The following is an 18,451-nucleotide window of genomic DNA, read 5'->3' on the forward strand; positions in this document are numbered from 1 at the left end:
GTTCGGAGCAAGGGCGAGTTGGCGCCCAACGTCGCCTCGTTCTGAAACGGTCAGCTACGGGCTCGGCGCCCGGTGCCCCGAAGGCGGCCTGTCGCCCGGGCAGCGTGTCGTCGCCGCTTTCGTCACGTTTCACATGCCGCGGAGGAACTCTCGCGCTCCCCGCAGCCGTGTGCGCAGGCGTAGTTGAGTGGTACGGCAGTCGAGGCGGACGTCCAGCGGCCCGGGAACGGCGCTCTCGGCGCGGCGCCCGGTAGGCAGTCGGGTGGCGTCCAGTCCGTCCCGTCGGGCGATGAGAACGCCGAGTTCGTGACGGCTGAGGGCGTCCGTCCCGGCCATGTGGAACACCCCTACCTTGTCGGACGCGGCGAGTTCCCGCACAGCGGAGGCGAGGTCGACGACATCCACCGGACAGCGGATGTCGTCGGTGAAGAGGACGCCCTCCCTTGTCCCGTCGGCCAGAGCGTGGACCATGCGTTCGTGCTCGGATCGCCCGTGTCCGATGATCAACGAGGTGCGGACGACGGCAGCGGTCGGCGCCAGCAGCCGGACAGCGGTCTCCGCGGCGGCTTTTGCGGCGCCGTACGGAGTGACGGGATCAGGCAGGCAGGTCTCGTCGTAATGGATGCGAGCACCGGAGAACACGGCGTCGCTGGAGAGGTGGACCAGGCGGCAACCTTGGCTGGCCACGGCTGCCGCCACGCGGAACGCTCCATCGGCGGTGACCGCCCAGTCGTTCCCTCCACTCGTCGCGTTGATCACGGCGCAAGGAGCGACCGCCGCCAGTACCTCGTCGGCCCGGCCCGGGACGCGAAGATCAAGCGGGTACCACGAGGCTTCGGATACACCGCCCGGGCGGGAACAGTAGGTTGCGGTCGTCTCCCAGCCTGCGGCAGCTGACTGGCGTACAAGCTCCGTGCCCAGAAACCCGCTGCCCCCGATGACCAACACCCTCATGCCGCTCAACGATAAGGGTGCCATGGCAGGGGGCGGGCCCGGTGAATAAGGTTGGGGGGACGGGGGGAATCACATCCGCATGGTTCGAGTGCGCAACTGGTCGATCTCAGCGAGCACGTAATCCACGTGCGGACGCACGCGGTCCCGCAAGGCTTCGCTCCAACTCTCCTCCGAGTAGGAGCAGTTGAGATAGAGCTGCCTGGCGTGCTCCAGGACGGCGCAGTGCTCGGGCGAGAGACGCGCGATGGCCCACTCCGCGGCGGCATCCTTCGACTTGATCCTGCCAGTGGCGACCGTCGTCCAGATGCGAGCCAGGGTCAGCACAACGTTGCGGGTATCGCTGTCCAGGTCATCGAGGAGACCGGGGATACCCGCAAGGCTCGCCCGGACCAGATCGGACTGTGGGATCGGGTGGAGGATCTGCGCCGGGCGCGGCCCGGTGAGCGGATGATCGCCGATCAGCGTCGTGGCGATCAGCAGGGCCAGATCGGGCATCGGCTCGGGCAAGGGGACCTTGCCGGCCTCGTACTCCGCACGCAGCCACTCGCCGTACAGGAAGTCGCAGTTGGGCGGATAGCGCCAGGGGCGCACCTCGGACTGGACGACCACCGTGAGCTCGAGTGGGCGGATCAGGTTCGTGGAGCCGGAGATTCGCAGAGCGCCGTTGAGGAGTTTCCGTCGGGACGGCTCGTCCATGCTGCGGCGGGAGACCACCAGTACGTCCACGTCGCTGGCCGGCCTGAGTTCGCCGACCACGGAGGAGCCGTGCAGGTAGCCGCCGATGGCATTCCGCCCCAGCGCACCGCCGACGACGTCCACGATCTCCTGCACTTGATTCATGACATCAGCATCTCCAGCCCCGGGGCAGCAGAAAATGTCCGACAGGAAGGTGTACGCGAGGTCGACGACTGACCCGCGGCGCTGTCTTCGTCAGCCGCACGGCGGGGCAGAGGACCCGCTCTTCTGCCTACCCGTGTCGGCGTGTCCCCGCGGGCCCCGCGGACGCATGCGCATCCCAGTCGGCGCGGCCGCCGACGCCCAGGACACCGACGTCGGTGGCCAGGTCCGCCTTGGACTGTGAGCGCAGTTCTCGGCGGGTGATCCGGGCAACCGCGGCCGGGAACAGGGGCCTCAGCGGCTGGCACCAGCGAAGCCACGGCGGTGCGTAGACCTGGTCGGCGCGATGGGTGATGCCGGTGGTGAGCCAGTCGGCCACCTGCGCCGGGGTGTGCACCCGGCGCGCGAACCAGGGCTGGTTCCTGCGCAGGGCGCGTAGAACGGGGTGCTCATCGATGCTGCTGACCATGTCGGTGCCGGTCCAGTGGAGGTAGGCGATACCGACGCCCACACCGTCGGGTTCGACTTCACCGCGCAGTGCTCGCGCGAACGACTCCGCGCCCGCCTTCGAGGCGCAGTAGGCACTCATCATCGGCGCTGAGCCGAAGGCGGCCGTGGAGGCGATCTGCAGGAAGTAGCCGTGCGTCTGGGTGAGTTGGGGCAGGAACGCCCTGGCGGTGTTGGCGGCTCCGATCAGGTTGACGTCGATCACGCGATTCCACAGGTCCGCCGCGGTCCGGTTGAAGGGTCCGCCGACGGCGATGCCCGCATTGGCGACGACCACGGAGGCCGGCCCGAGTCCCGCCTCCACCCGCTGGGCGGCACGGTCGAGGGCGGCCTGGTCGGTGACGTCCGCCTCGACGCAGATGCTCCGAGTGGGCAGGGACTCGGCCACCCTGCACAAGGTCTCCTCTTCACGGCCGAGAAGCGCGATGAGCATGCCGGCATCGGACAGACGCCGCGCCAGGGCTTCTCCGATGCCGCGGGCCGCTCCGGTGACGACGGCGACGCGACCATGGAGCGGTGTATCGCGAGTGAGCGCGTCTGTGGCGGTGCGGGCGGTGTCGCGCATACGGACCTCGACTCTCGAACCTACTGACCTACTGACCTACTGACCTACTGACCTACTGAGCACAGCTTTTCTTCTCCGTATACCCGAAATGCATCTTTCTGTTGCCGACGCGCACTCCAGGCCGACCGACGAATGCGGGCACGGGGTGAGGCAGCCCAGCCGCCTCCGTTCCCGAGCGGCGCCTGATCTTTCTCCTTCTTTCATTTAATGGTCAACTTTGCACTCTCACCCCAACAGGTGAAAATTCGGATATATGGTCGTTCTACGGTTCGGTGCGAGGGCGAGTGAGGGTGGCCGTGGTCGATGCGGCAGATGGAGAGGAACCGGGGCAGGCGCCGCCCGCGCTGGGCCAGCTGGAGCAGTCGTTGGCGATGGCGGCCGAGCTGCGGGGTATGGCCGAGGCCCTGGTGCGGGCGTCCGCGTGGATGGGGCTCGTGGGCTGGGCCGTGATGCTCTTCCAGGCTGACGGCACGCACCTGTTTCCCTGCGGGATGGCCGGCCTGGGCGGGCGCTGGCAACCGCCGCTGCGGCCCCTGTCCACGGGGGACACGTGGCCGGTGGGGCAGGCGGCCCTCGGTCAGGAGCGCGCGGGCTGCGGGACGACGGGCCCCTACCCGTTGCCGGCGAAGGCCGGGGCAGCGGCCTGGATGGTGCTGCCTCTGGCCAAGAGACAGGGCGTCGCCGTGGCACTGAGGCCCGGCGTCACCGCCTTCCGCTCAGTGGAGCAGGCCTTCCTGCGCGAAGCCGTGAACTTGCTGGACCGCTATCTGCCCGGCGTGGAGCGGACCGGACGTACCGTGGAACCCGCCCCACGCCTGCGGCCGCGGTCGGCCGGCGTCTTCCGCCTCGATCTGCCCGACGAGCGGGTGGAGTGCGACGAGGTCTTCGCCCGGCAGCACGCCCTGCCCGGTCCCGGGCGCTACCCACTCGCCGACATCCTCTGCCGGATCCCCGCGCAGGACCTGCCGCGGATCCAGGAGATCCTGGGCGAGCTGCGTGAACGGCCCGGCACCTTCGAGGTTTCCTACCGCCTCACCTTGGACAACAGCGGCATGCGCCACCTGCGAGCGCACTGCACCAGCAGCCGGACCGAAGCCGGCGTGGTCCAGGACATCTCGGGTGAGGTAACCGATGTGACCACCGAGGCGCAGCAGATCGGCGAGCGGGAAGCGCTTCTACGTGAACAGCTTCAACGCGCCGACCGCATGATCTCCCTCGCGGCCAGCGCCGCCAGCGCCAGTGGAACCCGCGAGCTGGCGGCCGCGGCCTGCGAGGCTCTCGCCGTCTTCGGCGCCGACGCCCTGGCCATCGTAGAGGCCCACGGTGGCCGTACCCGTGTCGTGACAGCAGCCGGCTACGACCGCGAGCACCGCGCCGTACTCGACGGGCTCTCGCTTTCGGCTCGCACTCCACTCACCGACGCCCTGCGCAACCAGCAGGCCGTCTTCGCCCCCTCCCACCGCGACCTGGTGTCCGCCTACCCCCACTACGCCGCCACCCTGCCCCGACTCAGACGTCATGCCTGGGCGGCCATCCCACTCCCCCTGGCCGACCGCACCACACCGGCGGTCTGCATGTTCTCCTTCAACCGCGCCCACGCCTTCCAGCTCTCCGACCAGCCGCTGCTCATCGCCGGCGCGGCCCTGCTCGGTCGGGCACTGGAGCGCTGCCGCAGCTACGACGCCGAACACGAACGCGCGGTCAGCCTGCAGCGCAGCCTGCTGCCCGCCCGCCTGCCCGAGCACCCCGGCCTGCTGCTGACCGCCTCGTACCGTCCCGCCGCGCCCAAGGCGCACGCCGGCGGCGACTGGTACGACGCCTTCCCCCTGCGCGACGGACGTATGGCCCTGACCATCGGCGACGTCGAGGGTCACCACACCGAAGCCGCCGCTCTCATGGGCCGGCTGCGCACGACCCTGCGCGCCTACGCCGCCCTCATCCCCGACCCCGCAACCGTCCTGGCCCTCACCAACAACCTGCTCACAGCCGAGAACGACGCCGACCCCGACCACGCACTCCTGGCGACCTGCTGTCTCATCGCTCTGGACCCGAAAACCGGCCGGCTCGACTGCGCCACCGCAGCCCACCCGGCCCCCCTCATCCACACCCCCGACGACACCCCCGTTCCCCACTTCCCGACCGGACTCCCCCTCGGCGCCTTCGCCGACACCTCCTACCCCGCCGCGGGCCTCACCCTCCCGACCGGCAGCAAGCTCTTGCTGTACACCGACGGATTCACCGACACCCCCCACACCGACCCCGATCACGCCCGCGAGCAACTGCGCCAGCTGCTGGCGGCCACGGAACCCAAGGTCGGCGCTCACGCCCTCCACGAGGTCGCCACCGCCTGCCTCACTCCGCTTCGACCCCATGACGACTCCGCGCTGCTGCTCGCCCATCTCACCGGGGCCTGAGCCTGGCTGTCGGCCTGCGGGAAGGACAGTTCGACGTACAGCCTCGGCCACCCGACGCCGGTCCCGGATAAAATGGGGTGAATCCGGAACATTCACTCGCAGCAGGGCTACGGACAGCTCCAGCCACTCAAGACCCAGGCGGCCCGCTGACCGCCGCCAAGGACGTACACCACAGTCGAGCCGCCGTCCTCGGCGCTCGGCTGGAGGACGGGCGGTGGCCATCGCCACGGGACGTCGGCGGGTTCCACGCCAACTTCCCCAGAAACAGGGGCACTTCGCCATCCAGAGGAAATGACGAGGGGTGACCGTGCGAACGAACATCATCCGGCACGAGAGCATGATGGTGAGCTACGACGTGGTCAACGACTGGGTCGTCGCCGAGGTCGACGGTGAGGTGGATGCCCACACCGCCCCCATGATCCGCGATGCGGTGATCAAGCTCCTCGATGAGGGGCACCGCCACTTCGTCCTGGATCTGGGCTTCGTGACCTTCATGGACTCGATGGGTCTGGGCGCGATGGTGGCGATCACCAAACGCATCCGTGAAAGGGAGGGCTCGCTGCGTATCGCGTCCGTCTCCGGCCGGGTCCTCCGGCTCTTCGAGCTCAGCCGCATGCGCGAGAGCTACGACATCTACCCCTCGACAGCGGAAGCGGTGCAGACCGCACCCTCGCCCGGCGGCCTCGCCCGCTGGCCGCATCCGTCCCCCGGCTGACCGCGGAGTTGCCGGGGCACGCTGAAGCACGTCGCGGTGTACGCCACCGGGCCTGGCGCATCAGGGCCGGTGGGGTGGGCGGGGTCGGTCGCCGCGCCGGTGGAGTGCCACGGCCACCGGAGCAGCGGTGAAGACCGAGGAGTACGTGCCGACGGCCAGGCCGATCGGCAGGGCCAGGGCGAAGTCGGTGAGCGAGGACCCGCCGAGCAGGGCGAGGGCGGTGAGGATGAACGCGGCGCCCATGCCGGTGTTCACCGTGCGGGGCAGGGTCTGCAGGATCGCCTGGTTGGCGATGCCGGACAGCGGCGCCTTGGGGGGTCTGCGGGCCAGTTCCGTCACGCGGTCGAAGAGGACGACGGAGTCGTTGGGCGAGTAGCCGATGACAGTGAGCAGGGCAGCCAGGAACACCCCGTCGAGGGGTTTGCCCAGCCAGGCGAAGACGCCTACGAGGATCACCGCGTCGTGGGCGAGGGCTGCGACCGCGGCAGTGCCGAGCCGCCGGCGGAAGCGCGCCGCGAGGTGGACGAGCTGGGTGCTGAGGGCCACGGCCAGCGCGATCAGGGCGCCCCGGCGCAGTTCGTCGCCGAGACTGGGGCCGATCAGTTCGTCACGGCCCTTGTGCGCCCCGTCGGCGAGGTAGCGCACAGTGGCGGTCACCTCCGTCTCCTCAGCGTTGGTCAACCGATCCGCGCGCACCGTCAGGCTGGTTTCACCGGAGGACTGGACGACCGCACGGGGGAATCCGGCGTCAGCGAGCGCCGTTCGGGCCCGGTCCGGGTCGACGTGAGCGTCGGTGGCGTACTCGATGAGACGGCCTCCCGTGAACTCCACACCGAGGTCGACGCCACGGACCGCGATGCCAGCGGCGGCCAGGACGAGCACGACGGCCGAGGTGGCCAGCCAGCCGCGAGGATGACGCATCAGGTGGGGGTTGCGGCGGGTGAGGCGGTCGCGGACGGCGCCCGTGGTGGCGATGCCGGTGAGGTGGGGACGGCGGCGCAGGGCGGGGCGGCCGGCGGGCGCACCGGGCCACGCGGGCGCGCGGTCGGTGCTGTCAAGGTACGTCCACGTCACCGCAGCCGCCGTTTACGGCATGGCAAGCCGCGTCCTGCACGGCCGCAACCTCGCCGCGTGGGACACGGCCTGGGCCGAAACGGCACTCCGATGGACGACATCGCCGTAGCCCCGCCCCATCGAGCGGTCGACACCAGCCCCGCCGACTGGGCCGGTGCCGACCGCAGCCTCAACCCAGCTGATTTCGAACCGAGTTGAGGTAATACAACTGTCCCGAACGGCGAACCTCATGCGGACGGCATCGTCTCTTCCCGCGGGTCTGCGCTTGTCCGGATCGAAGCGCACACGCCATCCGCCGGTAGACCTCTCCGGAGTGGCGGCCCAGCCGCACGCCTCCCTCATGAGCACGCTGACGTCGGGCGAGTTCGGCGTAGAACGCCAAACCGCCGTCAGCCCGTCGAGTGTCTGGTCAGCACGCACGAGTTCATGTCGTCGGGATCCCCCACGCTCAGACCCACCACCAAGTGGCCGTTGTCCCGGTAGAGGTTGAACGGGGTTTCTTCGTTCTCTATGGTCACATCGAGTTCCTGCTCGGCGCCGGACTCGTATATGTCCCAGGTGCCGGCGCCGCTGAGGCTGTCCACGGTCCTGCCGTCGAGGTCCATGTCGGTAGGGATACCGGCGGCGGAGGCCGATCCGTCGGCCTTCAAGGTCAACCTCGTGTCGCAGTCCTGAGATCGCCACGTGCCGACGAGCTGAGAAGCGCGGACGTTCTGCGCATGCGGATAGCCGCCCCAACCCACGCACGCGGAGACCGACAGCGCCATCGGGGCCGAGATCAGCGCCCACTTCCATGCTCGGCCGCTCAACGCCGCCCCCTTCGTCCTGATCGCCTGATCTTAGGCTCCTGACCGACCAGGGAACGGGGGCGGGGCTCCCTTTGAGAGCGGTGCGGTTGAGTTTCAGAGTCGCAGGTCAGACGGCAGTGCGGCACGAGCCGGACGTGGGCCCGTTCCACGGTGCAGCGTTCAGGTCATACCGGAGGTCCGGCGGGGCAACCAACGTGCCGGACGGGCCTGCCGCCGTTCAGGGCCGTGGCGCGAGCCGATGCCCTCGTCCTCGCAACCGGCCCACATCGAGGGATCGTACGGCGTGCGGGGAATGAAGACGATCTGCGGCTGGGCGCGATCCACGGTCGGGTCCTCGGCCGCCATGCTCTGCCGCAACAGGTCCAGATCCTCCCGCAGGTGGGCGGTGTCCACTCGGACGCGACGGACGTCCGGGCCGTCCCCGAGGGGGATCTGAAGTCGATCCACCGCACGGACCAAGTCGTCGAGAGCATGCCGAGCGTGTGCCAACTCGTCTTGAACCGACATCGATCCCTCACCTCCGGACGTGTCCGTGACGAAACGTCCCCGCTCCGCCGCGGCGCGCTTGAGCATCGTCCATCCATGGTGTCCGGCTCGGCGATGTCCGCGTATGGGCCGTCAGGCCCATCGGCGAAGGCCGAACAGCCGGGCCGGACGTCGGCGGGAGTGGGCCGACCCGGGCTGCAGCGCGGTTGCAGCGTTGTCGGGTCCAGCATCCCGGCATCGGATGTGAAGGGAGCCCAGGACCATGCCCGTATCAGTGTCCCTGCGCAGCCTGCTCGGCCTGGCCGACCGGCCGGCGGCACTCAAGGACTCCGCGTTGATCATGATCGACTGTCAGGACACCTACCGGCGGGGTGTGATGCGGCTGGAGGGCGTCGAAGAGGCGCTGGCCGAAGCGGCCCGGGTGCTGTCCAGGGCACGCGAGGCCGACATCCCGGTCATCCACGTCAGGCATGACGCGGGAGCGGGATCCCCCTACGATCTCGAGGCCGACGTCGGCCAGATCAGCGCCGAGGTCGCACCGGCTCCGGGTGAGCCCGTCATCACGAAGGATCACCCCAGCTCGTTCTTCGGGACCGACCTGGACACGCGGTTGCGGCGGACAGGGCGCCAGGACCTCGTCCTCGTCGGCTTCATGACGCACATGTGCGTCAACTCCACCGCACGCGACGCCTTCAACCTCGGGTATCGGCCGACGATCGTGGCCGCCGCCACCGCCACCCGCGAACTCGCGGGAGCGGACGGCAAGCCGGTGACCGCCACGGAGCTGCAGGAAGCATCGCTCGCGGGGATGGCGGATCTCTTCGCCGTCGTGGTCGGCAAGGCCGAGGAGATCCCGGACTGACGGACCCGACCCTTGCCACTGGCTGTCGCCCACACCGCCGGACGACACCATGGCCGGTGGAGAAGGGGCGGGCGATCTTCTCCCCACCCCGGGCATATCGGGTGCCGACCGGTGCTCGCGGGGGCCGTTCCCTTGTCCACCGGGTCCGCGAAGCACCGGCTGACAGCCCCATACGGGGAACCCCGAACCTTGTCGCGTCTCGACCGTCCCCCATAGGGCCCGCAGTGCGGACTTCAGTCCGTGCCCGCCCCACCGAGGTCTGGGGCCGGCCTCTTCGGGGTGTGTTCGACGTGGCGGACGTGTGCGTCTGGGCCGGGGAACACGAGAGTCACCTCGTGGGTGTCCGACCAGCGCACGTCGTAGGGAGGCGTTCCGTCCTCGTGGTGGACTCCGACTATCTCGCCGTCGCGCTTGGTGACTCCGGTGGTCGGGCTTTCGACGACAAGTACGTCACCGATTTGCGCTCGCATGATCGTCACCCGCTTCCTCGTTCCGCTCCTGGGTCCAACGTGGCACCTGGGGGCGGCGGCCGCATGGGCTCAGGAACCCTGATCGAAGGGACCGGACGGACCTGTTTCCGGGCCGTCCGGCCCTCAACGGGTCCTGGGTGGCTCTCCTGCCGGCGCGCCGCCGCTGACACCCTTGATATGTGACCCTCCGGTTGCCGCGAAGGGAGGACGAGATGCAGCACCGTACTGTTGCCGACCTGATGACCCATGACGTCGTCCGGGCCAGGCAGGACACGCCGTTCAAGGAGCTCGTCGAGCTGCTGGCCGAGAACGGCATCACCGCGGTACCGGTCGTGGATGAGATGGACCACCCCCTCGGCGTGGTGTCCGAGGCCGACCTGCTGCGCAAGTGCTCCGCCCAGAGCGATCCGTCCAGCGGGACGCCATTGCCGCATCTGGAGATCTGGGAGCGTGCCAAGGCCGAGGGTGCCACGGCCGGAGAGCTGATGACGGCCCCCGCCGTCTGCGCGCGTCCGGAGTGGACCGCGGTGGAGGCGGCACGCCTGATGGCGCTGCGGAACGTCAAGCGTCTGCCCGTGGTGGACGAGGCGGACCGGCTGAGGGGCATCGTCAGCCGTGGCGACATCCTGCGGATCTTCCTGCGCCGGGACGACGCCATCCGCGACGAGATCACCCAGGACGTACTGCAGCGGACGCTGCACCTCACGCCCGCGGAGGTGACGGCCGAGGTGCACGAGGGGAAGGTGACGCTCCAAGGATCCGTCGAGTCGAACAGCCTGGTTCCGATCATCGAGCGGCTCTGCCGCAACGTCGACGGCGTGGTCTCTGTCTCCGCGCACATCGGCTACCGAGACGCCTCCCGGGCTGCTTCCGCCGATAAGTGATCGCCAAGGGATCCACCCTCGACGCCGGTACGGTCACCTGTGCCGGCCGCCGAGCGGTGGGGACTCCTCCTTGACGGCGGGCCCTCCTACGGCGTGCGACCTCCCCGGCGCTGTGGCCCCGGTCGACTCGCACGGGTCGGAGAACGGGCCCAGTCGACGCTCAGCCGGTCGCCCTCGTCGGTGACATCGGTGCCCATCTCGGCGCAGGCGCGAATCAGCCGGTCGGCGGTCCAGGTGTACTCCGCCCGATCGGCGATCCGGGTGTGGCAGTAGTCCAGCGCGATCGGCACCGCCTCGGTGCGCAGCGGGCCGTGCTCGTCCAGGGTGACCAGCCACAGCAGCCCCAGGTCGTTGCGCAGCGCCGGGTGGACGGCGTAGTCGTCGATGAAGTCACCCAGGTCGTACAGGACATTACGGGTGAAGCCGTGGAAGACGTGTGCGGAGTGCCCCACCACCAGGTCGGCGCCGGCGTCGATGAGGGCGGGGGCGGCACGGCGGACGTGCGACACGGGCCGGGCGGTCATGTTGGGACCCCAGTGGACACTGACCAGCACGAGGTCGGTACTGCGGGCCAGCTCGCAGATAGCGTCGGTGAGCCAGGCGGGCACGTCGCCGTGCCAAAGGTCGGCATAGGCCACCCCCGGCCTGCCGTCCGCGGCGGCGAACTCGGCGGGGTGATCCGTGACCGCGATGATCCCGATGTCCAGCCCGCCGACCTCCCGGACCAGCGGCGCGCGGGCCTCCTCGGCGGTCGCCCCGGCCCCGACCGCACGGATGCCGACGCGAGCCAGATGGACGCGGGTGTCCATGAGTGCTTCGGGGCCGTAGTCGAGGGCGTGGTTGTTGGCCAGAGACACGGTGTCCGCACCGAGGTCGGCCAGCACTTCGGCGGCGCGGGGCGGAGCGCGGAAGAAGAAGGCCTTGCCCGGCAGGTCGATGGGCGTGTCCCGGTCGGAGACACAGCATTCAAGGTTCAGCAGGAAGAGATCAGCGGCCTCGACGACCTGCTGCACAGCGTGTGTGAACAGGGGATGCGGCTTGCGGTGCGCCAGAGCCTCGGCCACGCCACGGCCCAGCATGGCGTCCCCCGCCAGGGCAATCGTGACGGCCATGATCTCCCACCTCCAGGCACACGCCACCGACCTCCACGGGCTCATCGGCGCACCGAGTGATCGTGTCCAGGACGCAGGTCGCTGGTCGGAGCCTTCGCGGCACGCATCGCTCCCACATTCTGAGTCTCACGCTCAGCTGCGAGGTGAGGGGAGGGTCGAACAGCCCGCCTCAAGGGACAGTCGGCCCTCAGCGACACCGTCCGCCGCGGCCCGCTCCGTGAGTGCGCGTTACGCCATGTTCCGCAAGTCCGCCATCGCCACAGGCAAACCCGTGCTGAAACACACGGCGCATCAGGTCCGTACGACCCATGGCAGCAGTCCGCTCGCCCTCTCCCCTGCCGTAGCCCCCGTCTCTAGCGTTGTCTCGGGCCTCGCAGGGAGAGTCTCCCGGCGCGGCGAGGGAGAGAGGGGAAGCCCGTGCGTGCCGTCACCACCACGATCATCACGGACGACGGCGCTCGCCTGTACACGGCCGTCGCCGGTGATCCGAACTCACCGGTGACCGTGGTGCTGTGCCATGGCTACATGCTCGACTCCACCGTCTGGCACTTCCAGCTCCCCGCCCTCGGTCAGGCGGCCCGGCTGGTCCTGTACGACCAGCGCGGCCACGGCCGCTCCACGCTCGGGGGTGACCCGTTCACCATCGACCGCCTCGGTGAAGACCTCCACCACGTCCTGGCGACGACCGTCCCCCGCGGTCCCGTGGTGCTCGTGGGTCACTCCATGGGCGGCATGGCCATCATGGCCCTGGCAGCCGCCCGTCCCCACCTTTTCGGCAGCCGCGTCATCGGGGTGGGCCTGCTGTCCACCTCCGCCGGAAACCTCAACGACGCCCCCATGGGGTTGCCGCCCACCACAGCCCGGCTGCTGCACAGGGCCCTGGCCGCCGGGCTGCCCGCGCTCGCCCGCCTGCCCCGCATCATCGACGCAGTGCGCCGCCACACGGGCCTGCTCGCCTTTCTGCTCACCCGCCCGCTGCTGTACCGGGCTCCGGCCGGCCAGGACGCCACGCAGCTCGCCATCCGTGCCATGTCCAGGGTCCCGATCACGACCGTGGCCGCCTGCTACCCCGCGCTCATGACCCACGACCAGCTGGCCGCCCTGCCCGCGCTGGAGCGTGGCGCGACGCTCGTCGCCGTCGGTTCGGAGGATCAGATCACTCCCGCCTCACACAGTGCGACACTCGCCGACCGCATCCCTTCAGCCGAGTTCGTCGTCGTGCCCGGAGCCTCACATCTGCTGCCTCTGGAACACCCTGACACGGTCAACCGACTGCTCCTGGCACTCATCTCCCGCAGCATGACCGCTCCCAGACGATTACCGACGGCGCACGTGCGCTCAGTGCCCGGGGACGCTCCTCCCCCGCCGCCGGTACGCCGTCCAGGCGCGGCCCCTACCTGTGCACGGCGAGCGACGCGGTCGACGGCCGGTCCCGGAATTGGGCGGTCGCGTCGGCGAGGGCCAGCGGCCCGATGGAGGCCCTGTAGTGGTGGCCGCACAGATACAGGTCGATCGGGCCGCCGATGCGAGCCGGTATCAAGATCTTGACCTGTGGTGGGGCGGAGCAGCAGCACGCCCGTGTGGGCCACCTGTTCGCTCCCTCGCCATCTGTGTCGATGTGGATGTCGCGGATCTCTTCGCCGGCGCGGGGTGGTTGTCGCACTTCTTCGAATGCCTCCTCCATGGAGGGCGGACCGGGGAGGTTGTCGGCACTGAAGCAAGCACCGTCGCTCGCGGGAATCGTCAGTACCGGGCAGGTGGCGTGCTTGGCGCAGTAACGGCAGGTGGAGCGGTGGAACCAGCGCCGTGGCCAGAGTCGACGCAGGCGGCGGACGGGTGGCTTGCCCACGATCAGCAGATCGTCCTCCCGGTGCGCCTCGGCGACCAGCAACGGACCGGGTCGGCCCATCGCCGCCACCGGGTGGACGTGTACGTCATGGGGAAGTCCCCCCAGGGCCTGCTCGAAGACCCGTGTCACCGTTCTCAGCTCCCGCTCCTCGCAGGCGGCCTGCAGCTGGTGCCAGGGCTCGGACGTCGGAGGCTGCGGTATGTGTGGCAGTCGCCAGTCGAGCTGGCTCGGTGGTGTTCCGCCACCGCTCGGTGCCGGGTAGGCGCGTACGGCCATCAGTTCCCGGCCCAGCACCCTGGCCTGGGCCACGGCGGCATGCAGGGCACACAGACCAGCCGGGGAGTCGTCCACGCCGACGACAACACGACCATCGGACGATCCTGTCATCACCAGTCACCGTCCCTCGGTCGCGGTTTCTCAACACCAGCATCCTCGCGAGCACGTCGGCCCGACATGGGCCACAAGTACTGCATGCGGGGACGCACGGTCCCAGTCGCAGCCGCCTCCCTGGGCTCACGGCACCGGCGCAGGGCGTCCCCGGGGGGCCGGCGTTTCCCTGTGCTCCGGCATCGAGGTGAACGCCGGGGTCACAGCACGATTCCCGTCGTCGCCGGACCCGGCCGCCGACTGCGCCTCGGCGTCCGACTCATCGGGCCTGTCCGCGTGCGCGTCGGCAATCACGTACCGGCCTCGCCCAGGAATCTGGAGAACTCGACCCCTGCCGGGTTCCCCGAACGGCCCACGTTCCTGATCCGCTCTCCTCAGCCCGTCCCGTCCCGCGCAGGCCGTCCGGTCCGGTCCACCCCGGAAGCAGGGCCGGCGGATGCGTGACCGGCCGGGTCTCCGGCGGGCTTCTTGGCGACGGAGACACGGCGGGGCGCGATGGTCTCACCGGCGGGGTGCGCGCTCGGGGGCTGGACGCCGAGCAAGCCGTACACCACCGTGCCATCCACGGTCTCCCGCCTGAGCAACAGCTCGGCCAGCTCCTGAAGCTGTGCGCGATGCCGGGTGAGCAGGTCGGTGGCGCGCCGTTCGGCCTCGCGCAGCAGCCGGGCGACCTCGTCGTCGATGGCCGCCTGGGTGGCCTCGGCGAAGGGGCGGCTGCTCATGGCGGGTGTGCCGCGGCCGAGGAAGACCGAGCCGCCCTGCGGATAGCCCACAGGACCCAGCGCGGGCGACAGCCCGAACTCGCGGACCATCTTGATCGCCAGCTCGGTCGCTCCGGCGAGATCGTTGGCCGCTCCGGTGGAGCCCTGGCCAAGGACGACGAGTTCGGCGGCACGACCGCCCAGCCGCACCGCGAGGGTCTGGTTCAAATGGTCCTCGCCGTACAAGTGCCTTTCGACGAGCGGGAGTTGTTCGGTGACACCGAGGGCCTGTCCGGCGGGCAGGATGGTGACCTTGGCGACCGGGTCGGCGCTCGGCGACAGGGCGGCGACCAGCGCGTGTCCCGCCTCATGCACCGCCACGGCTTCCTTCTCCGCGGGGAGCAGCACGTTGGAGCCCTCCCGGCGGCCGAGCAGGATGCGGTCGCGGGCAGCGTCGAAGTCAGCGGCGGCCAGCACTTCACGGCCGTCCCGGACCGCGACGATGGCGGCCTCGTTGGCCAGGTTGGCGAGGTCGGCGCCGGAGAAGCCGGGGGTGCCGCGAGCCACCACGTCCAGGTCGGCATCCTCGCCCAGCCGCTTGTCCTTGCAGTGCACGGCCAGGATCGCGGCGCGTTCGGCGAGCGTGGGCAGCGGAATGGTGACCTGCCGGTCGAAGCGACCGGGGCGCAGCAGAGCCGGGTCGAGTACCTCGGGCCGGTTGGTGGCGGCGAGCACCACGATGCCCTCGGCGGCCTCGAACCCGTCCATTTCGGAGAGCAGTTGATTCAGCGTCTGCTCGCGCTCGTCGTTCGATACGACGGCTCCGGCGGCGGCGCGCCTGCCCCCGAGCGCGTCGATCTCATCGACGAACACGATGACCGGTGCCCGCTTGCGCGCCTCGGCGAACAGGTCGCGCACCCTGGCGGCGCCCACGCCGACGTACATCTCCACGAAGCTGGAGCCGACCACCGACAGGAACGGCACCTCCGCCTCGCCCGCGACCGCGCGGGCCAGCAGCGTCTTGCCGGTGCCCGGCGGGCCGACCATGAGTACACCGCGCGGTGCCATCGCCCCGGCGCGGCGGTAGCGTTCGGGCCGCCGAAGGAAGTCGACGACCTCGGCGATCTCGCCCTTGGCGCCCTCGTAGCCCGCGACGTCGGAGAACGTGGTCTCGGGCCGTTCGGCGTCGAACACCTTCACCCGGGACTTTCCGACCCCGCCGAGTACTCCGGTCATCTGCGCGGCTCCGCCCTTCGACAGCCGCCGCCAGAACCAGAAGATGATGAGGAACGGTCCCAGCAGGAGGATCAGGGACAGCATCTGGGAACCGAAGGACGTCGTGGTGGACGGCTGGGACGCGGTGACCTCCACCTTCTTCTTCTCCAGGCGGGTCAGCAGCTGGTCGCCGGCGAGCTGGACCGGGACCTCGGTACTGAAGGTGTGCCCGTTGGTGAGCCTGCCGCTCGTGTGCCCGTCGGACCTGATCGTGACGGACTTGACCTTGCCGGCGTCCACGTCGGCGAGGAACGTCGAGTACGTCAGGTTCACCTTCTGCGGCTGCGTGGACCGCGTCGCGGGCAGCACCGCCCACAGGCCGAGGGCGAGAACGATCGCCAGGGGCCACAGCCAGTGGCGCCAGGCGGGCGGGGGCGGCGGCGCGGTCGGTGACGGTCGGTCGCCCGGTGGCGGCGGCTGGGCCTGCTTGGTCATGGCGTCTCCATGCGTTCTCAGGCGGGCCCACCAGATGGCGTGGTGCGGCGAGCCGGGTCGGAGTCGAAGGCGGACGCGCGGCGGGGGGAGCAGAAGTGGCAGGTGGTGCTCACCGCGTGGTAGTGGGGGCGGATGCTCACCTCGGCCTCCGTCGGTCGTGTGCAGGGATCGCGCGCTCGGATGGCAGCTCGTACCTCCACTGTCACGCTCGCGTACGCGCCCCCACAGGGGCCCACCGTCCCCGCGCACAGGGCTGCCCGGCCCATCGGACGTCTGGGCAGCGACGTCCTTCACCAGGCCATGGCGGCCGCAGGCCACGACTGACGACGCTGATGCCGACCGGCCGCCGCCGACGGATGGGTTCGGAAGGTGACGCCGGCCCGGCAGGGTCGAACGGCACCCCCATCACATCGGCGTGACCTCTTCGACGTCGACCGGGCGCGAGTGGGAGGAGATCCCGGCGTGCCGCAGCCGCTTCTCGGCCTGTTCCGGGGAGGGCGGTTCACGGGTGAAGACGTCCTGCCCGACGGCCGTGGCCTCCCAGGTGTTGGCCGCGGCCGCGGAGGCCGTGAGGAGCCAGGTGGCGCAGATCCGCTCCTCGCCGTCGTCGTAGTACTGACCACTCCAGCTGGTCACCGACTCGGCGTCGGTCCGCCCGTTGCGCCAGGCCACCGTCCAGCCGAGCGGGGTCCCATGCTCCGGAACGGTGGCCGCCTCGCACCGGCCGACCAGCGGGTACGTCCCGACGGCATGCCCGGCGGCGGAGACGTAGGTGCCCCTGACACCGCCGGTCGGGTCCGCCGTGATCCGCATGTGGGAGCCGATCTCGTTGTACCAGTCACCGCTGATGCTCATCGTTCGTCCCTCCTTGGCTTCCGGCCGATCTCATCGACGTCTTTCCGCAAGCCGGTGAAGGCGTCTGCCTGACGATGCGGTCGGTCCGTTTGCCCTTCTTCTCCACTACAGGCGTCCCACGACCGCCCCACCAGGGCCGAACAGACCGTTTCAGGAGCCGAATTCCTCTCGTCATCGAGGCCCACGAGGACCGCCGAGGCTGTCCGGTGGGGCCGTGCGGACGTAGCCTGAGGACGACGGGAGACGGACCCCGAGCGAAGGCATGTGGTGCGCATGTCCGTGACCACCTCGCACAATCTCTCAGGGCCGCTGGACGAGGTGACGGCTTCGTACCGTGCGACCTGGCTGCGACCACCCCACGCAGAGGTGTTCGCCCGCAGGCTCGACCGTCTCGCGTCCTACCTCGACCTCGCCCTCAACGAGCCCGCCGCCGTCCAGAAGGTGCGAGACGCCGTGGCGGAACTGCGCGAGGTCCCTCGCCTGAGCACCGCGCTTGTCCAGATCACCGACACGGCACTGTCGATCATGGGCACCGAGTTCGGAAATGTGCAGGTCATCGACCCGCGCGACGGCTCGCTCGTCCTGGTCGCCCATGCGGGCTTCCGGTCCGGGTTCCTCGACCACTTCGCGGTGGTCCGCGACGCCCATTCCGTCTGCGGCCAGGCCGCCCGGCACAGCGAGCAGGCGGTCGTGGCGGACGTACGCGCGCCCCCGGCCCTGGAACCACACGAGGAAGTCTTCCGCGTTGCGGGCGTCCGCGCGGTCCAGTCCACCCCCGTGCTCGACCCATCGGGCCGGATCATCGGCATGATCTCCACCCATGCCTCACAGCCGGGCAGCCCCTCCGATCGGGACCTGCGGCTCATGGAGCTCTATGCGCGGCTCGCCGGTGAGGTCATCGCACGGCACCTCGGCCAGTCACCTGCGGCCGCTGAGGGCCTGGCCGTCCGGCGGCCCGACACCACGGCCCTGCTCCTGTCCGATCAGTCGTCGATCCACGCCCTCACGGGGCAGATCCTGTCCGAGACGATCAACCGGATCTTCTCCGCCGGGCTGAACCTCGCGGGCACGCTGCAACTCGTCGCCCACGACGACCTCCTGGCGCGGCGTGTGCAGGCCGGACTGGACGAACTCGACGAAGCAGTCCGCCAGATCCAACGAGCCGCACTGGAGATCGACCTGCACCGGCACGCGGGGGAAGGGAGCCGACCCCCGCACACCAACATCGGACTGGCTTTCCCAACCCGCACCAGCCGGTGA

At 70.0% G+C, this 18,451-nt stretch carries 16 protein-coding genes and 2 pseudogenes; 6 read left to right on the plus strand and 12 right to left on the minus strand.

Translation table 11 applies throughout. The features are described 5' to 3' along the window. Positions 1-129: 129 nt before the first annotated feature. The 3 genes from ACIGDI_RS19130 to ACIGDI_RS19140 form a co-directional block, all read right to left on the minus strand. Complete coding sequence (locus tag ACIGDI_RS19130; protein WP_399897924.1) at positions 130-954, minus strand: SDR family oxidoreductase; 825 nt, start codon at positions 952-954, stop codon at positions 130-132. Between the two features lie 69 nt (positions 955-1,023). Continuing rightward, a complete protein-coding gene (locus ACIGDI_RS19135) occupies positions 1,024-1,794 on the minus strand; it encodes an aminoglycoside adenylyltransferase family protein (protein ID WP_399897926.1) in 771 nt (256 codons plus the stop codon). Between the two features lie 127 nt (positions 1,795-1,921). Beyond that, on the minus strand, positions 1,922-2,863 hold the full coding sequence (locus ACIGDI_RS19140) for an SDR family oxidoreductase (RefSeq protein ID WP_399897928.1): 942 nt from the start codon (positions 2,861-2,863) through the stop codon (positions 1,922-1,924). Positions 2,864-3,159: 296 nt separating this feature from the next. Here ACIGDI_RS19140 and ACIGDI_RS19145 point away from each other — a divergent pair, with 296 nt between their 5' ends. Both ACIGDI_RS19145 and ACIGDI_RS19150 read left to right on the plus strand, forming a co-directional pair. Beyond that, on the plus strand, positions 3,160-5,277 hold the full coding sequence (locus tag ACIGDI_RS19145) for a PP2C family protein-serine/threonine phosphatase (protein WP_399897930.1): 2,118 nt from the start codon (positions 3,160-3,162) through the stop codon (positions 5,275-5,277). A 307-nt stretch (positions 5,278-5,584) separates the two neighbouring features. Further along, the gene (locus ACIGDI_RS19150; protein ID WP_399897932.1) at positions 5,585-5,992 is read left to right on the plus strand and encodes an STAS domain-containing protein; all 408 of its coding nucleotides are present in this window, start codon (positions 5,585-5,587) and stop codon (positions 5,990-5,992) included. 60 nt (positions 5,993-6,052) lie between these two features. Here the strand turns inward: ACIGDI_RS19150 and secF are convergent. The 3 genes and pseudogenes from secF to ACIGDI_RS19165 all read right to left on the minus strand — a co-directional run. After that, positions 6,053-7,009, minus strand: a pseudogene (gene secF, locus ACIGDI_RS19155) (protein translocase subunit SecF); the annotation flags it as partial. Between the two features lie 446 nt (positions 7,010-7,455). Further along, complete coding sequence (locus ACIGDI_RS19160; RefSeq protein WP_399897934.1) at positions 7,456-7,875, minus strand: hypothetical protein; 420 nt, start codon at positions 7,873-7,875, stop codon at positions 7,456-7,458. A gap of 159 nt (positions 7,876-8,034) precedes the next feature. Beyond that, positions 8,035-8,448, minus strand: a complete 414-nt coding sequence (locus ACIGDI_RS19165) for a hypothetical protein (RefSeq protein WP_399897936.1) — start codon at positions 8,446-8,448, stop codon at positions 8,035-8,037. A 175-nt stretch (positions 8,449-8,623) separates the two neighbouring features. Here ACIGDI_RS19165 and ACIGDI_RS19170 point away from each other — a divergent pair, with 175 nt between their 5' ends. After that, positions 8,624-9,223 carry a cysteine hydrolase family protein gene (locus tag ACIGDI_RS19170; protein ID WP_399897938.1) on the plus strand — a complete coding sequence of 200 codons (600 nt, stop codon included), beginning with the start codon at positions 8,624-8,626 and terminating at the stop codon, positions 9,221-9,223. Between the two features lie 233 nt (positions 9,224-9,456). Here the strand turns inward: ACIGDI_RS19170 and ACIGDI_RS19175 are convergent, their stop codons facing one another. Next, entirely contained in the window at positions 9,457-9,693 is a 237-nt protein-coding gene (locus tag ACIGDI_RS19175; protein ID WP_399898855.1) for a DUF1918 domain-containing protein, read from the minus strand. A 212-nt stretch (positions 9,694-9,905) separates the two neighbouring features. Between ACIGDI_RS19175 and ACIGDI_RS19180 the strand changes: the two genes are divergently transcribed. Beyond that, positions 9,906-10,577, plus strand: coding sequence for a CBS domain-containing protein (locus ACIGDI_RS19180; RefSeq protein ID WP_399897940.1), 672 nt, complete (start codon positions 9,906-9,908; stop codon positions 10,575-10,577). Positions 10,578-10,663: 86 nt separating this feature from the next. On the opposite strand, the gene ACIGDI_RS19185 is transcribed toward ACIGDI_RS19180, so the two are convergent. After that, entirely contained in the window at positions 10,664-11,689 is a 1,026-nt protein-coding gene (locus ACIGDI_RS19185; RefSeq protein ID WP_399897942.1) for a CapA family protein, read from the minus strand. A gap of 417 nt (positions 11,690-12,106) precedes the next feature. On the opposite strand from ACIGDI_RS19185, the gene ACIGDI_RS19190 reads away from it, so the two are divergent. Further along, a complete protein-coding gene (locus tag ACIGDI_RS19190) occupies positions 12,107-13,237 on the plus strand; it encodes an alpha/beta fold hydrolase (RefSeq protein ID WP_399897944.1) in 1,131 nt (376 codons plus the stop codon). 199 nt (positions 13,238-13,436) lie between these two features. Here the strand turns inward: ACIGDI_RS19190 and ACIGDI_RS19195 are convergent. From ACIGDI_RS19195 to ACIGDI_RS19210, 4 genes and pseudogenes are all read right to left on the minus strand, one after another. Then, positions 13,437-13,925 (minus strand): annotated as a pseudogene (locus ACIGDI_RS19195) (universal stress protein); the annotation flags it as partial. A 374-nt stretch (positions 13,926-14,299) separates the two neighbouring features. Beyond that, positions 14,300-16,336, minus strand: a complete 2,037-nt coding sequence (ftsH, locus tag ACIGDI_RS19200; protein WP_399897946.1) for an ATP-dependent zinc metalloprotease FtsH — start codon at positions 16,334-16,336, stop codon at positions 14,300-14,302. 17 nt (positions 16,337-16,353) lie between these two features. Continuing rightward, positions 16,354-16,476: a hypothetical protein gene (locus ACIGDI_RS19205; protein WP_399897948.1), complete on the minus strand. Its 123-nt coding sequence runs from the start codon at positions 16,474-16,476 to the stop codon at positions 16,354-16,356. 265 nt (positions 16,477-16,741) lie between these two features. After that, complete coding sequence (locus ACIGDI_RS19210) at positions 16,742-17,191, minus strand: avidin/streptavidin family protein (RefSeq protein WP_399897950.1); 450 nt, start codon at positions 17,189-17,191, stop codon at positions 16,742-16,744. A 273-nt stretch (positions 17,192-17,464) separates the two neighbouring features. Between ACIGDI_RS19210 and ACIGDI_RS19215 the strand changes: the two genes are divergently transcribed. Beyond that, entirely contained in the window at positions 17,465-18,451 is a 987-nt protein-coding gene (locus ACIGDI_RS19215) for a GAF domain-containing protein (protein WP_399897952.1), read from the plus strand.

The organism is Streptomyces sp. NPDC085900 (assembly GCF_044540925.1).
Classification (GTDB): domain Bacteria; phylum Actinomycetota; class Actinomycetes; order Streptomycetales; family Streptomycetaceae; genus Streptomyces; species Streptomyces gilvifuscus.